Origin of the sequence: Streptomyces musisoli, from assembly GCF_016741855.1 — a bacterium.
In the GTDB taxonomy this organism is placed as follows: Bacteria; Actinomycetota; Actinomycetes; order Streptomycetales; family Streptomycetaceae; genus Streptomyces; species Streptomyces musisoli.
Genome location: NZ_JAERRH010000005.1, coordinates 265,834 through 279,297, shown reverse-complemented (window position 1 = coordinate 279,297; position 13,464 = coordinate 265,834). Strand labels below are relative to the sequence as shown.

At 68.9% G+C, this 13,464-nt stretch carries 11 protein-coding genes and 1 tRNA gene; 10 read left to right on the top strand and 2 right to left on the bottom strand.

The genetic code is table 11. The features are described 5' to 3' along the window. Positions 1-137 precede the first annotated feature (137 nt). From JK361_RS16530 to JK361_RS16495, 8 genes are all read left to right on the top strand, one after another. Entirely contained in the window at positions 138-2,450 is a 2,313-nt protein-coding gene (locus tag JK361_RS16530) for an FdhF/YdeP family oxidoreductase (RefSeq protein WP_201818403.1), read from the top strand. A gap of 48 nt (positions 2,451-2,498) precedes the next feature. Further along, positions 2,499-2,990 carry a hotdog fold thioesterase gene (locus tag JK361_RS16525; RefSeq protein ID WP_201818397.1) on the top strand — a complete coding sequence of 164 codons (492 nt, stop codon included), beginning with the start codon at positions 2,499-2,501 and terminating at the stop codon, positions 2,988-2,990. Positions 2,991-3,229: 239 nt separating this feature from the next. Further along, entirely contained in the window at positions 3,230-3,865 is a 636-nt protein-coding gene (locus tag JK361_RS16520; RefSeq protein WP_201818396.1) for a Tat pathway signal sequence domain protein, read from the top strand. A gap of 289 nt (positions 3,866-4,154) precedes the next feature. Then, positions 4,155-5,387 (top strand): branched-chain amino acid ABC transporter substrate-binding protein, encoded by a 1,233-nt coding sequence (locus JK361_RS16515; protein ID WP_201818395.1) that lies wholly within the window; start codon positions 4,155-4,157, stop codon positions 5,385-5,387. A gap of 111 nt (positions 5,388-5,498) precedes the next feature. Then, positions 5,499-6,428, top strand: a complete 930-nt coding sequence (locus JK361_RS16510; protein ID WP_201818392.1) for a branched-chain amino acid ABC transporter permease — start codon at positions 5,499-5,501, stop codon at positions 6,426-6,428. A 5-nt stretch (positions 6,429-6,433) separates the two neighbouring features. Beyond that, positions 6,434-8,260 carry a branched-chain amino acid ABC transporter permease gene (locus JK361_RS16505; RefSeq protein ID WP_201818390.1) on the top strand — a complete coding sequence of 609 codons (1,827 nt, stop codon included), beginning with the start codon at positions 6,434-6,436 and terminating at the stop codon, positions 8,258-8,260. A 5-nt stretch (positions 8,261-8,265) separates the two neighbouring features. Further along, complete coding sequence (locus JK361_RS16500) at positions 8,266-9,315, top strand: ABC transporter ATP-binding protein (RefSeq protein WP_201818389.1); 1,050 nt, start codon at positions 8,266-8,268, stop codon at positions 9,313-9,315. After that, entirely contained in the window at positions 9,312-10,028 is a 717-nt protein-coding gene (locus tag JK361_RS16495; protein WP_201818381.1) for an ABC transporter ATP-binding protein, read from the top strand. Before JK361_RS16500 ends, JK361_RS16495 begins: the two co-directional genes overlap by 4 nt. 106 nt (positions 10,029-10,134) lie before the next feature. Here the strand turns inward: JK361_RS16495 and JK361_RS16490 are convergent, their stop codons facing one another. Further along, positions 10,135-10,791 carry an ANTAR domain-containing response regulator gene (locus JK361_RS16490; RefSeq protein WP_201818379.1) on the bottom strand — a complete coding sequence of 219 codons (657 nt, stop codon included), beginning with the start codon at positions 10,789-10,791 and terminating at the stop codon, positions 10,135-10,137. A 95-nt stretch (positions 10,792-10,886) separates the two neighbouring features. Between JK361_RS16490 and JK361_RS16485 the strand changes: the two genes are divergently transcribed. Together JK361_RS16485 and JK361_RS16480 are read left to right on the top strand one after the other, a co-directional pair. Further along, positions 10,887-10,970: transfer RNA gene (locus tag JK361_RS16485), tRNA-Leu, on the top strand. 81 nt (positions 10,971-11,051) lie between these two features. Next, positions 11,052-11,840 carry a helix-turn-helix domain-containing protein gene (locus JK361_RS16480; RefSeq protein WP_201818377.1) on the top strand — a complete coding sequence of 263 codons (789 nt, stop codon included), beginning with the start codon at positions 11,052-11,054 and terminating at the stop codon, positions 11,838-11,840. A gap of 14 nt (positions 11,841-11,854) precedes the next feature. On the opposite strand, the gene pyk is transcribed toward JK361_RS16480, so the two are convergent. Then, the gene (gene pyk, locus JK361_RS16475) at positions 11,855-13,291 is read right to left on the bottom strand and encodes a pyruvate kinase (protein ID WP_201818375.1); all 1,437 of its coding nucleotides are present in this window, start codon (positions 13,289-13,291) and stop codon (positions 11,855-11,857) included. Positions 13,292-13,464: the final 173 nt, after the last annotated feature.

Genomic DNA, 13,464 nt, shown 5'->3' with positions numbered 1-13,464 from the left:
AGGTCCGCGCAGGGCCGCCCGCAAGATCCGCGCAAGCAGTGCTCCCGGTCCGTGCTCCGCCCGCCCGGCACGGCTGTCGGTGCCCCGTGGGAGGATCGTCGGCGTACTTCTCACACGTAGTCGAAGGGGACCGTGCGATGGCGACGAAGCCGCCCAAGGGTGATCCGGTTCAGGACGCGCCGCAGGTCACGGAGCCGAAGCACGCGGCGGCGGGGCTGCCGGCCATCGGGCACACCCTGCGCATCGCCCAGCGGCAGATGGGGGTGAAGCGCACCGCGCTGACGCTGCTGCGCGTGAACCAGAAGGACGGCTTCGACTGCCCGGGTTGCGCCTGGCCGGAGCCCGAGCACCGGCACGCGGCGGAGTTCTGCGAGAACGGCGCCAAGGCGGTCGCCGAGGAGGCCACGCTGCGCCGGGTCACACCCGAGTTCTTCGCCGCGCACTCCGTCGCCGACCTCTCCGGCCGCAGCGGCTACTGGCTGGGCCAGCAGGGCCGGCTCACGCACCCCATGCACCTGCCCGAGGGGGGCACGCACTACGAGCCGGTCTCCTGGGAGCGGGCCTTCGGCATCATCGCCGAGGAGATCGCCGCCCTCGGCTCCCCGGACGAGGCCGTCTTCTACACCTCGGGCCGCACCAGCAACGAGGCCGCGTTCCTGTACCAGCTCTTCGCGCGCGAGCTGGGCACCAACAACCTGCCCGACTGCTCGAACATGTGCCACGAGTCGTCCGGGTCGGCGCTCAGCGAGACCATCGGGATCGGCAAGGGAAGCGTCCTGCTGGAGGACCTGTACCAGGCCGACCTGATCATCGTCGCGGGCCAGAACCCTGGCACGAACCATCCGCGCATGCTCTCCGCACTGGAGAAGGCGAAGGCGAACGGCGCGAAGGTCGTCAGCGTCAATCCGCTGCCCGAGGCGGGCCTGGAGCGGTTCAAGAACCCGCAGACCCCCAAGGGCATGCTGAAGGGCGCCGCCCTCACCGATCTGTTCCTCCAGATCCGCATCGGCGGCGACCAGGCCCTCTTCCGGCTCCTCAACAAGCTGATCCTGGACACGGAAGGCGCGGTCGACGAGGAGTTCGTCCGCGAACACACCCACGGCTTCGAGGAGTTCGCGGCGGCCGCGCGCGCCGCCGACTGGGACGAGACGCTCGCGGCGACCGGCCTCACGCGCGCGGAGATCGAGCAGACCCTCGGCATGGTCCTCGCATCGAAGCGGACCATCGTCTGCTGGGCCATGGGCCTCACCCAGCACAAGCACTCCGTCCCGACCATCCGCGAGGTGGTCAACTTCCTCCTGCTGCGCGGCAACATCGGCCGGCCGGGGGCGGGCGTGTGCCCGGTGCGCGGGCACAGCAACGTCCAGGGTGACCGCACCATGGGCATCTTCGAACGGCCCGCCCCGGCCTTCCTGGACGCCCTGGAGAAGGAGTTCGGGTTCGCGCCGCCGCGCGAGCACGGCTTCGACGTCGTACGGGCCATCCGCGCGCTGCGCGACGGCGAGGCGAAGGTGTTCTTCGCCATGGGCGGCAACTTCGTCTCCGCCTCCCCCGACACCGAGGTCACCGAGGCGGCGATGCGCCGCGCGCGGCTGACCGTGCACGTGTCGACCAAGCTGAACCGCTCGCACGTCGTCACCGGCGCGCGGGCGCTGATCCTGCCGACGCTCGGCCGCACCGAGCGCGATCTGCAGGGCGGCGGCGAGCAGTTCGTGACGGTGGAGGACTCCATGGGCATGGTGCACGCCTCGCACGGGCGCCTGCGGCCCGCGAGCCCGCAGCTCAGGTCCGAGCCGGCCATCGTCTGCGGTCTGGCGCGCCGGGTGCTCGGCGAGCGCAGCGTCGTGCCGTGGGAGGAGTTCGAGAAGGACTACGCGGCGATCCGGGACCGCATCGCGCGGGTGATCCCGGGGTTCGAGGACTTCAACGCGCGCGTGGCCCGGCCCGGCGGCTTCACGTTGCCGCACGCCCCGCGCGACGAACGCCGCTTCCCGACCGCCACGGGCAAGGCGAACTTCACGGCGGCGCCGGTGGAGTACCCGAAGCTGCCCGAGGGCCGGCTGCTGCTCCAGACCCTGCGCTCGCACGACCAGTACAACACCACGATCTACGGCCTGGACGACCGCTACCGCGGCATCACGGGCGGGCGCCGGGTGGTGCTCGTGCACCCCGAGGACGCGCGGTCGCTCGGATTCGCCGAGGGGGCGTACGTCGACCTGGTGAGCGAGTGGCGGGACGGGGTGGAGCGGCGGGCGCCCGGCTTCCGGGTCGTGCTGTATCCGACGGCCCGCGGGTGCGCCGCGGCGTACTACCCGGAGACGAACGTGCTGGTGCCGCTGGACGCCACCGCCGACACCAGCAACACCCCGGCCAGCAAGTCCGTCGTCGTACGCCTCGAGGACCACGCCGGGGACGCGGCGGGCCGTCTGGAACAATCGGCGACCGACTGAGCGTTTGCTCAGCCAATGGACAGGTGGACGAAGATCGGAGCACGCCCCATGGGTGAGCAGCAGCGAGTGAAGTTCCCGCAGGAGATCATCGACGAGTACGCGGCGCTCGGTGTGGACCTGCCCGCCCTGTTCTCGGCCGGTCACCTCGGCACACGGATGGGGGTGCAGATCCTGGAGGCCTCGCCGGAGAAGGTCGTCGGGACCATGCCGGTGGAGGGCAACACCCAGCCGTACGGCCTGCTGCACGGCGGTGCCTCCGCGGTGCTGGCGGAGACCCTGGGCTCGGTCGGCTCCATGCTGCACGGCGGCAGCTCGAAGATCGCGGTCGGCGTGGACCTGAACTGCACGCACCACCGCGGTGTCCGCTCGGGCCTGGTGACGGGCGTGGCGACGCCGGTGCACCGGGGCCGGTCGACGGCGACGTACGAGATCGTGATCAGCGACGAGGAGGGCCGCCGGGTCTGCTCCGCGCGGCTCACCTGCCTGCTGCGGGACGTGCGCCCGGGCGAGGCGGCCCCGGCGGAGTCCACCGGAAGCTGATCCCCCGCTTTTGCGGAAGCCGGGCCCCGCTCGCGCCGAGGCGTTGCCCCTCGCCGTCCCGCCCCTTAGCTTCGGCACATGGGACGGCGAGGAGGCCCCCCGCCGGGGGCGAGGGTCCTGGACCCCGGACCGGAGTCGCGCCAAGGCGCCTTCACGGAAGACGGGTCGAGCACCCGTCAGGCACACCCGGCCGGCACCGCGTGCCGTCGCCGCGGGGCCCCGGGCGGAAGCCCCCGGTCATGAGCGGCATCGGTCCGCTGGAGCCCGGCGAGGGCACGCGCGCGTGGGACGGCCACCCGCAACAGGAGCCGCGTCCGGCCGGCCGGACGCGTACGGCCCTGGCCGCCTGGTACGGCCGCCACCGGCGGATCACCCTCGCCCTGCTCGCCGTGGCCGTTGTCCTGGCAGGGGGCGGCTATCTCTACGCGACCCGCCCCCAGCAGCCGCCCCCACACCCCGACCGGCCGCGCGCCGAGACGCCGTACCCGGTCCAGGTGGTGGACGTCACCTACCTAGACGGCCGCACCACCCCGGCGGGCGCCCCGCCGCGCAGCTTCAGCTTCGCCGTTCTACTGAGCGTGACATCGGGACCGCCCGTCACCGTGACCCGTGTGACCCAGCCGTACGCAGGGCTGTCATTGGTGACGGAACCTCAAGTTCCGTTCCTGACAAAGGCCGGTTCGGCACACAAGATCACGATAACGATGCACGTGACGAAATGCGGAAAAGCCCCCAGGAACGCCGCCCTCCCTTTTCTGGACGTAACTCTGCGTAATGCGCGCGCAATGCAGGTACAGAGCTTCATCCTGGGCCCGCGCTACGCACGGCACCTCTCCCAGGCCCTGGAAGTCGCCTGCAGCAACGGATCCGGGTAATCAGCAAAACAGCCGAGACACCTGATTGGATCATGGCACGTCCTGCGGATTCTCAGAATGCGGACGTCGCGAATCCACCTGAATTCCGCCTTCCCGCCCACGAAGTACCGCTGTGCATTACGTCGTGTCATAACAAGAGCGTCACAGCCTGGGTCAGACACTCCTCCACGTTCCCCACACACGCCTAGAGTCACGGCCAGTCACCGCGCCTTCGGATTCTCAATTCAGCGCGGCGCGCGACTCGACCGCTTCCACGGGGAGGCGGTTGTGCCTGGGGAAAGGACTGATCGTGCGTCAACGTTCGCTTATCGCCATCACCGCCGCGCTGGCGGCGGGAGCGCTCACCCTCACCGCCTGCGGTTCGCGCGACAGCGGCGACAAGAAGGACTCGGGCGAGGGCGGCGGCACCACCGTCGTCATCGGCGTCGACGTCCCTCTGACCGGCGACCTGTCCGCCATGGGCCTCGGCATCAAGAACTCGGCGGACCTCGCCGCCAACAACGCCAACAAGCAGAAGCTCGTCAAGGGCGTCAACTTCAAGATCGAAGCCCTCGACGACCAGGCGCAGCCCTCCGCCGGCCAGCAGAACGCCTCCAAGTTCGTCAGCGAGAAAGAGGTCCTCGGCGTCGTCGGCCCGCTGAACTCCTCGGTCGCGGAGTCGATGCAGAAGGTCTTCGACGACGCCAAGCTGGTCCAGGTCTCGCCGGCCAACACCGGCCCGGCCCTCACCCAGGGCCCGGACTGGCAGACGAAGAAGGTCCGCGGGTACAAGTCGTACTTCCGCACCGCGACCACGGACGCCATCCAGGGCCCGTTCGCCGCCCAGTACGTCTTCAACGAGGCCAAGAAGAAGAAGGTCTTCGTCATCGACGACAAGAAGACCTACGGCTCCGGCCTCGCCGCGACCTTCACCGACGAGTTCAAGAAGCTCGGCGGCAAGGTGGTCGGCACCGAGCACATCAACCCCGACGCCAAGGACTTCTCCGCGGTCGCCACCAAGGTGAAGAACTCCGGCGCCGAGGTGGTCTACTACGGCGGCGAGTACCCGCAGGCCGGCCCGCTGAGCAAGCAGATCAAGGCCGCAGGCGCCAAGATCCCGCTCGTCGGCGGCGACGGCATCAAGGACGACACGTTCATGAAGCTGGCCGGCTCCGAGGCCACCGGCGACCTCGCCACCTCCGTCGGCGCCCCGGTCGAGGACCTCCCCTCCGCCAAGCAGTTCGTCGCCGACTACAAGGCCGCCGGCTACAAGGAGGAGTACTCCGCCTACGGCGGCTACGCCTACGACTCCGCCTGGGCGGTCATCGAGGCCGTCAAGAAGGTCGTCGACGCCAACGGCGGCGAGCTCCCCTCCGACGCCCGCGCCAAGATCACCGAGGCCATGCAGGGCGTGTCCTTCGACGGTGTGACCGGCAAGGTCTCCTTCGACGAGTTCGGTGACGCCACCAACAAGCAGCTCACCGTCTACGCCGTGAAGAACGGTGCCTGGGTCCCCGTCAAGTCCGGTACCTACTCCGGCTGACCCCCGCCCGAACCACTCAAGAGCCGCGCGGGGCGCTGTTCCATCGGCGCCCCGCGCGGACTCGCATCCGGCCACATCCCTCGCACTTTCCGAACGCTCGGAGGACATGCGGTGAACGAACTGCCGCAGCAGCTGGTCAACGGCCTGCTACTAGGATCCATGTACGGGCTGGTCGCCATCGGCTACACAATGGTCTACGGCATTGTCCAGCTCATCAACTTCGCCCACGGCGAGATATTCATGACGGGAGCCTTCGGCGCCCTCACCGTCTGGCTCTGGCTCCCCGGTGGCACCAGCATGTGGCTCGCGCTGCCACTCATGATCATCGGCGCCATCGTCGTCGCGGTCGCCATCGCCGTGGGGGCGGAACGGTTCGCCTACCGGCCCCTCCGCACCGCCCCACGCCTCGCCCCGCTGATCACCGCCATCGGCCTCTCCCTCGCCCTCCAGCAGGCGGTGTGGGCCTGGTACCCCGAAGCGAAGTCCGCGCGCACCTTCCCGCAGATCGACGGCGGCCCGTTCGAAATCGGCAGCGTCACCATCCAGACCGGCGACATCTTCCTCGTCCTCGCGGCCCCCATCAGCATGGCGATCCTCGCCTACTTCGTGATGAAGACCCGCACCGGGCGCGGCATGCAGGCCACCGCCCAGGACCCGGACACCGCCAAGCTCATGGGCGTCAACACCGACCGCATCATCGTGATCGCCTTCGCCCTCGGCGCCGCGTTCGCCGCCGTCGGAGCCGTCGCCTACGGCCTCAAGTACGGCGAGATCAACTTCCGCATGGGCTTCATCCTCGGCCTCAAGGCCTTCACCGCGGCCGTCCTCGGCGGCATCGGCAACATCTACGGCGCCATGATCGGCGGCGTGGTCCTCGGCGTCGCCGAAACCCTGGCCACCGCCTACATCTCCGACATCCCGGGCATGGACAAGTTCGGCAGCCAGTCCTGGGCCGACGTCTGGGCCTTCGTACTCCTCATCCTCGTACTGCTGTTCAGGCCACAGGGTCTGCTCGGCGAGCGCGTCGCGGACAGGGCGTGAGACCGATGACCACACAGACCACCGCACCCGAAACCCCCGGCGCCCGCAAGGCCGAAGCCCCCTCCGGCCTCGTGCCCCTCCCCGAGAAGGCCGGCCGCGCCATCGCCCTCGGCGGCAGCGTACTGACCATCGTCTCCACCTTCCTCGCCTGGACGTGGACCGCCGAATTCCCCGGCGACCTCACCGTCTACGGCTACCCGGGCGGTCTCCAGGTCCTCGTCCTCGTCGGCGCCGCCCTCGCCACCCTGTTCGCCCTCTCCTCCTACGGCCTGCGAGGCCTCGGCTGGCTGACCCCCGCCGGCCCCGACGCCGCCCTGAAGCTCGCCACCCTGGCCACCTTTGCCACCACCTGGTACACGGTCCTCGCGATCAGCAGCAAACTCGGCGGCCTCGTCAACCTCGAACCCGGCGGCTTCCTCGTCGCCGTCAGCAGCCTCGCCGCCTTCGCCGGCGCGCTCGCCCTGCCCTTCCAGCGGCCCGAGCCCGAGCCGATCGACCCCGAGGACACCGGCTGGGAGAAGTTCAAGCACAGCGCCGCACACGGCTGGGAGACGACCAAGGCCGTCTTCACCGCCGGATCGCCCCGGCCCGTGCCCGCCCTCCCCTCGTACGCCGAGATCCTCATCATCGTCGCGTCCCTCGCACTGGGCCTCATCGTCTTCACCTACGGCATCGGCACCGAGTACGACGAGCAGTTCATCGGCTTCCTGATCACCGCGGGCTTCGGCTTCGCCGCCCTCAACAAGGCCGGCCTCATCGCCCACGCCTCGCAGATCGCCTCCCGCCACCAGAACATCACCATCTGCGGCGCCTTCGTCGCGGCGGCGCTGTTCCCCTTCACCCAGACCGACGACCAGTACGCGACCCTCGGCGTCTACATCCTGATCTTCGCCACCGTCGCCCTCGGCCTCAACATCGTCGTCGGCCTCGCCGGCCTCCTCGACCTCGGCTACGTCGCCTTCCTCGGCGTCGGCGCCTACGCGGCCGCCCTGGTCTCCGGATCCCCCAGCTCGCCGTTCGACGTGCACTTCCCGTTCTGGGCCGCCGTCCTCGTCGGCGCCGCCGCCTCGCTCGTCTTCGGCGTCCTCATCGGCGCCCCGACCCTGCGGCTGCGCGGCGACTACCTCGCCATCGTCACCCTCGGCTTCGGTGAGATCTTCCGCATCACGGCCAACAACCTCGACGGCACCTCCGGACCCGACATCACCAACGGCTCCAACGGCGTCTCCTCGATCCCCAACCTCGACGTCCTCGGCTTCGACTTCGGCAACCAGCACGACGTCGGCGGCTTCACCATCGGCCGGTTCGCCAACTACTTCTTCCTGATGCTCATCATCACCGCGGTCGTGGTACTGGTCTTCCGCCGCAGCGGCAACTCCCGCATCGGACGCGCCTGGGTGGCCATCCGCGAGGACGAGACCGCCGCACTCGCCATGGGCATCAACGGCTTCCGCGTCAAGCTCATCGCCTTCGCCGTCGGCGCCTCCCTCGCCGGCCTCGCCGGCACGGTCCAGGCCCACGTCACCTACACGGTGACCCCCGAGCAGTACCTGTTCGCCGGCCCCATCCCGCCCAACTCGGCCTTCCTGCTCGCCGCGGTGGTCCTCGGCGGCATGGGCACCATCAGCGGTCCGCTGATCGGCGCGGCCCTGCTCTTCCTCATCCCGAACAAGCTCCAGTTCCTGGGCAACTACCAGCTCTTCGCCTTCGGCCTCGCACTCATCCTGCTGATGCGATTCCGCCCCGAGGGCCTCATCCCCAACCGGCGCCGCCAGCTCGAATTCCACGAAGAGGCCGAAGCGCCCACCCTCCTGACGAAGGCGGGGGCCTGACCACCATGACCACCGACACCACCACGAAGGACGCCACCCCCGGCGCCGCCGTCCCCGGCGAGACCGTCCTCGACGCCCGCGGCGTGACCATGCGCTTCGGCGGCCTGACCGCCGTACGCGGCGTCGACCTCACCGTCAACGCCGGCGAGATCGTCGGCCTCATCGGCCCCAACGGCGCCGGCAAGACGACCTTCTTCAACTGCCTCACCGGCCTGTACATCCCCACCGAGGGCGAAGTCCGCTACAAGGGCAACGTCCTGCCGCCCAAGTCCTTCAAGGTCACCGCGGCCGGCATCGCCCGCACCTTCCAGAACATCCGGCTCTTCGCCAACATGACCGTCCTGGAGAACGTGCTCGTCGGCCGGCACACCCGCACCAAGGAAGGCTTCTGGTCGGCCGTGCTCCGCGGCCCCGGCTTCCACAAGGCCGAGAAGGCCTCCCGGGACCGCGCCATGGAACTGCTGCAGTTCGTCGGCCTGGACCACAAGTCCGAGCACCTCGCCCGCAACCTCCCCTACGGCGAACAGCGCAAGCTGGAGATCGCCCGCGCCCTGGCCAGCGAGCCCGGCCTGCTGCTGCTCGACGAGCCGACGGCCGGCATGAACCCCCAGGAGACCCGGGCCACCGAGGAACTGGTCTTCGCCATCCGGGACATGGGCATCGCCGTCCTCGTCATCGAGCACGACATGCGCTTCATCTTCAACCTGTGCGACCGCGTGGCCGTGCTCGTACAGGGCGAGAAGCTGGTCGAGGGCGACAGCGCGACCGTCCAGGGCGACGAGCGCGTCGTCGCGGCCTACCTCGGCGAACCCTTCGAGAACGCGCCCGGCGCCGAAGAGGTCGCCGAGGTGGAAGCCGCCGAGGCACACGCCGAAACCGCGGCCGAGACCGCCGCCGAGGCAGACGCCGAGACCACGGCCGAGGCAGACGCCGAAACCCCGGCCGAAACCACGGCCCAGACCGCCGAGGCAGACGCCGAGACCACGGACGAAACCGCCGAGGCCGACGCCGAAACCACGACGGACGCAGCGCCCGGCAAGGAGAACGACCGATGACCGCACTGCTCGAAGTCGAGGACCTGCGAGTCGCCTACGGCAAGATCGAGGCCGTCAAGGGCATCTCCTTCAAGGTCGAGGCCGGACAGGTCGTCACCCTCATCGGCACCAACGGCGCAGGCAAGACCACCACCCTGCGCACCCTGTCCGGACTGCTCAAGCCCGTCGGCGGACAGATCAAGTTCAACGGCAAGTCGCTCAAGAAGATCCCGCCCCACCAGGTCGTCTCCCTCGGCCTCGCCCACTCCCCCGAGGGGCGGCACATCTTCCCGCGCATGAGCATCGAGGACAACCTGCGCCTCGGCGCGTTCCTGCGCAACGACAAGCCGGGCATCGAGAAGGACATCCAGCGCGCCTACGACCTCTTCCCCATCCTCGGGGAACGCCGGAAGCAGGCCGCGGGCACCCTCTCGGGCGGCGAGCAGCAGATGCTGGCGATGGGCAGGGCGCTGATGTCCCAGCCGAAGCTGCTGATGCTGGACGAGCCGTCGATGGGCCTGTCACCGATCATGATGCAGAAGATCATGGCGACCATCGCCGAGCTGAAGTCCCAGGGCATGACGATCCTGCTCATCGAGCAGAACGCCCAGGCGGCGCTCTCGCTGGCCGACCAGGGTCACGTCATGGAGGTCGGCAACATCGTCCTGTCCGGCACGGGCCAGGACCTGCTGCACGACGAGTCGGTCCGCAAGGCCTACCTCGGCGAGGACTGACCGCACCCGCACGACGAGGCCCGCGCCCCTCTTCTCCGGGGGCGCGGGCCTCGTCGTACATACCGGGCCCCTTCGGCGGGGCGTGCCGCGTTACGGGCCCGGGTGCTCAGTCCTTCTTCGCGGCCTTCTTCTCCTCGCTGTCCGCGATGACCGCCTCGGCGACCTGCTGCATCGACATGCGGCGGTCCATGGAGGTCTTCTGGATCCAGCGGAACGCGGCCGGCTCCGTCAGGCCGTACTCCGTCTGGAGGACGGACTTCGCGCGGTCCACCAGCTTGCGCGTCTCCAGCCGCAGGGTGAGGTCGGCGACCTCCTTCTCCAACTGCTTCAGCTCGGTGAACCGGGAGACGGCCATCTCGATCGCCGGAACGACGTCGCTCTTGCTGAACGGCTTGACCAGGTAGGCCATGGCACCGGCGTCCCGGGCGCGCTCGACGAGGTCACGCTGCGAGAAGGCGGTGAGCATCAGGACCGGAGCGATGGACTCCTCGGCGATCTTCTCGGCCGCGGAGATGCCGTCGAGCTTGGGCATCTTCACGTCCAGGATCACCAGGTCGGGCTTGTGCTCCCGGGCCAGCTCCACGGCCTGCTCACCGTCCCCGGCCTCGCCGACGACGGTGTACCCCTCCTCCTCCAGCATCTCCTTCAGGTCGAGCCGGATCAGTGCCTCGTCCTCGGCGATGACGACACGGGTCGTCAGCGGAGGCACGTGCGACTTGTCGTCGTCGGGCGCGTCTACGGGCTGGGGCGACTCGGGGGTCACGGGGGCTCCTCGTTCAGGGCAGGGGTACTGCTGACAAGAGCCTACCTAGCTGCGCCTCTCGCCGGTGACCCGGTACACTCCTGCAGGGCTACCTCGCCGGGTTGGCGCAACTGGTTGACGCGGAGGTCTCAAACACCTCTGTCCGAGAGGACGTGTGGGTTCGAATCCCATACCCGGCACTTCTGAAGCGGAGGATCACGTTCGCGTGGTCCTCCGCTTTTTAGCGTACCGAGACACGATCAGTGACACAGAGTAGTCGCATGAACGTTCACGAGACGGAAGTACGAGCCCGTGCGCTCGGCCTCCTGCGCAGTGGCTCGAAGAACGCGGATGTAGCCCGCGAGCTCAGCGTCCCGGTCGGCACGATCGGCTACTGGAAGCACCTGGATCGCGCGAAGCGCGGCGAGTGTCCCGGCAGGCATGACCCCAAGTGCCCACGCTGCGATGGTCGCGGCCTCGACGAGCCTGCCTACAGCTATCTGCTCGGCCTCTACCTCGGCGACGGACACATCAGCCACTACTCCGCCCATCGCGTGCCCAATCTCATGGTCACATGTGGCGAGTCATGGCCCGGGCTTCTGGACGAATGCGAACTGGCCATGCGCACCGTCTTCCCTGACAACTCGGTATGCCAGGTACGCAGGACCGGCTGTCGCAACGTGAAGGTCTACTCGAAGCATCTCGAATGCCTCTTCCCCCAGCACGGCCCCGGCAAGAAGCACGAGCGCGCCATCGTCCTCGAGCCGTGGCAGCAGGCCATCGTCGACGCCCATCCCTGGGAGTTCATCCGTGGCCTCATTCACTCCGACGGATGCCGCATCACCAACTGGACGACCCGGCTGGTCGCCGGTGAGCGCAAGCGGTACGAGTATCCGCGCTACTTCTTCTCCAACAAGTCCGACGACATCCGGAAGCTCTTCACCGACGCCCTGGATTCGGTCGGCGTCGAGTGGACGACCTTGGCCCGGGGCAGCGACCCGTTCAACATCTCCGTCGCCCGCAAAGCCTCGGTCGCCCTCATGGACACCCACGTAGGCCCCAAGCACTGACTCCCGGTGAGGCTCTACTTCGGGCTGTCGTCCTCGCCGATGTGGTGGACGCGGACCATGTTGGTCGAGCCCGAGACGCCGGGCGGGGAGCCGGCCGTGATCACCACGACGTCGCCCTTCTCGCAGCGGCCGTACTTCAGCAGCAGCTCGTCCACCTGGTCGACCATCGCGTCGGTGGAGTCGACGTGCGGGCCGAGGAAGGTCTCCGCGCCCCAGGTGAGGCTGAGCTGGGAGCGGGTGGCCGGCTCCGGGGTGAAGGCCAGGAGGGGAATCGGCGAGCGGTAGCGGGAGAGGCGGCGGGCGGTGTCGCCCGACTGGGTGAACGCCACCAGGAACTTCGCGCCGAGGAAGTCGCCCATCTCGGCGGCGGCCCGGGCGACCGCGCCGCCCTGGGTGCGCGGCTTGTTCCGTTCGGTGAGCGGCGGCAGTCCCTTGGCCAGCATGTCCTCCTCGGCCGCGGCGACGATCTTCGCCATGGTGCGCACGGTCTCGACGGGGTGTTTGCCGACGCTGGTCTCGCCGGAGAGCATCACCGCGTCCGTGCCGTCGAGGACCGCGTTGGCGACGTCGGAGGCCTCGGCGCGGGTGGGGCGGGAGTTCTCGATCATCGAGTCGAGCATCTGGGTGGCGACGATGACGGGCTTGGCGTTGCGTTTGGCGAGTTTGACGGCGCGTTTCTGGACGATCGGCACCTGTTCCAGCGGCATCTCCACGCCGAGGTCTCCGCGGGCGACCATGAGTCCGTCGAAGGCGGCCACGATGTCGTCGAGGTTGGCCACGGCCTGTGGTTTCTCGATCTTGGCGATGACGGGGAGGTGGCGTCCCTGTTCGGCCATGATGCGGTGGACGTCCTTGGCGTCGTCGCCGCTGCGGACGAAGGAGAGGGCGATGACGTCGAATCCGGTGCGCAGCGCCCAGCGCAGGTCGTCCTCGTCCTTCTTGGAGAGGGCGGGGACGGAGACGGCGACGCCGGGGAGGTTGAGTCCTTTGTGGTCGGAGATGATGCCGCCGTCGAGGACGCGGGTGTGCACGCGGGGGCCGTCGACGGCGGTGACTTCCAGGCAGACCTTGCCGTCGTCGACGAGGATGCGTTCGCCGGGGGTGACGTCGGTGGCGAGGCCGGCGTAGGTGGTGCCGCACTGGTGGCGGTCGCCTTCCGCGCCGTCCTCCACGGTGATGGTGAAGGTGTCGCCGCGTTCAAGGAGTACGGGTCCTTCGGTGAAGCGGCCGAGTCGGATCTTCGGGCCCTGAAGGTCGGCGAGGATGCCGACGCTGCGGCCGGTTTCGTCCGCGGCTTTGCGTACGCGCTGGTATCGCTCCTCGTGCTCGGCGTGTGTGCCGTGGCTGAGGTTGAAGCGGGCGATGTCCATTCCGGCCTCGACGAGTGCTTTGATCTGGTCGTACGAGTCGGTGGCGGGCCCCAGAGTGCAGACGATCTTTGCTCGGCGCATGGGTCCGAGCCTATGCCTTACCGGCGGGTAGAGAATTGGGCCCATGTAACTACTCAACGGACTTTAGGCAAAGGGTTATTGACAAGTGTTGAATTGTGCGGTGGTCCGCTCCTATGAGCGATGGTCACCAGATCGCAACCTTCCGGCCCTGTTGCCGTAGGTCATGCTCAGGT

Bases quoted from the DNA above. Each gene is read 5' to 3' on its own strand.
- JK361_RS16505 (WP_201818390.1), top strand. From the start codon at position 6,434: ATGACCACACAGACCACCGCACCCGAAACCCCCGGCGCCCGCAAGGCC.
- JK361_RS16520 (WP_201818396.1), top strand. From the start codon at position 3,230: ATGAGCGGCATCGGTCCGCTGGAGCCCGGCGAGGGCACGCGCGCGTGG.
- JK361_RS16495 (WP_201818381.1), top strand. From the start codon at position 9,312: ATGACCGCACTGCTCGAAGTCGAGGACCTGCGAGTCGCCTACGGCAAG.
- JK361_RS16500 (WP_201818389.1), top strand. From the start codon at position 8,266: ATGACCACCGACACCACCACGAAGGACGCCACCCCCGGCGCCGCCGTC.
- JK361_RS16525 (WP_201818397.1), top strand. From the start codon at position 2,499: ATGGGTGAGCAGCAGCGAGTGAAGTTCCCGCAGGAGATCATCGACGAG.
- pyk (WP_201818375.1), bottom strand. From the start codon at position 13,291: ATGCGCCGAGCAAAGATCGTCTGCACTCTGGGGCCCGCCACCGACTCG.
- JK361_RS16530 (WP_201818403.1), top strand. From the start codon at position 138: ATGGCGACGAAGCCGCCCAAGGGTGATCCGGTTCAGGACGCGCCGCAG.
- JK361_RS16480 (WP_201818377.1), top strand. From the start codon at position 11,052: ATGAACGTTCACGAGACGGAAGTACGAGCCCGTGCGCTCGGCCTCCTG.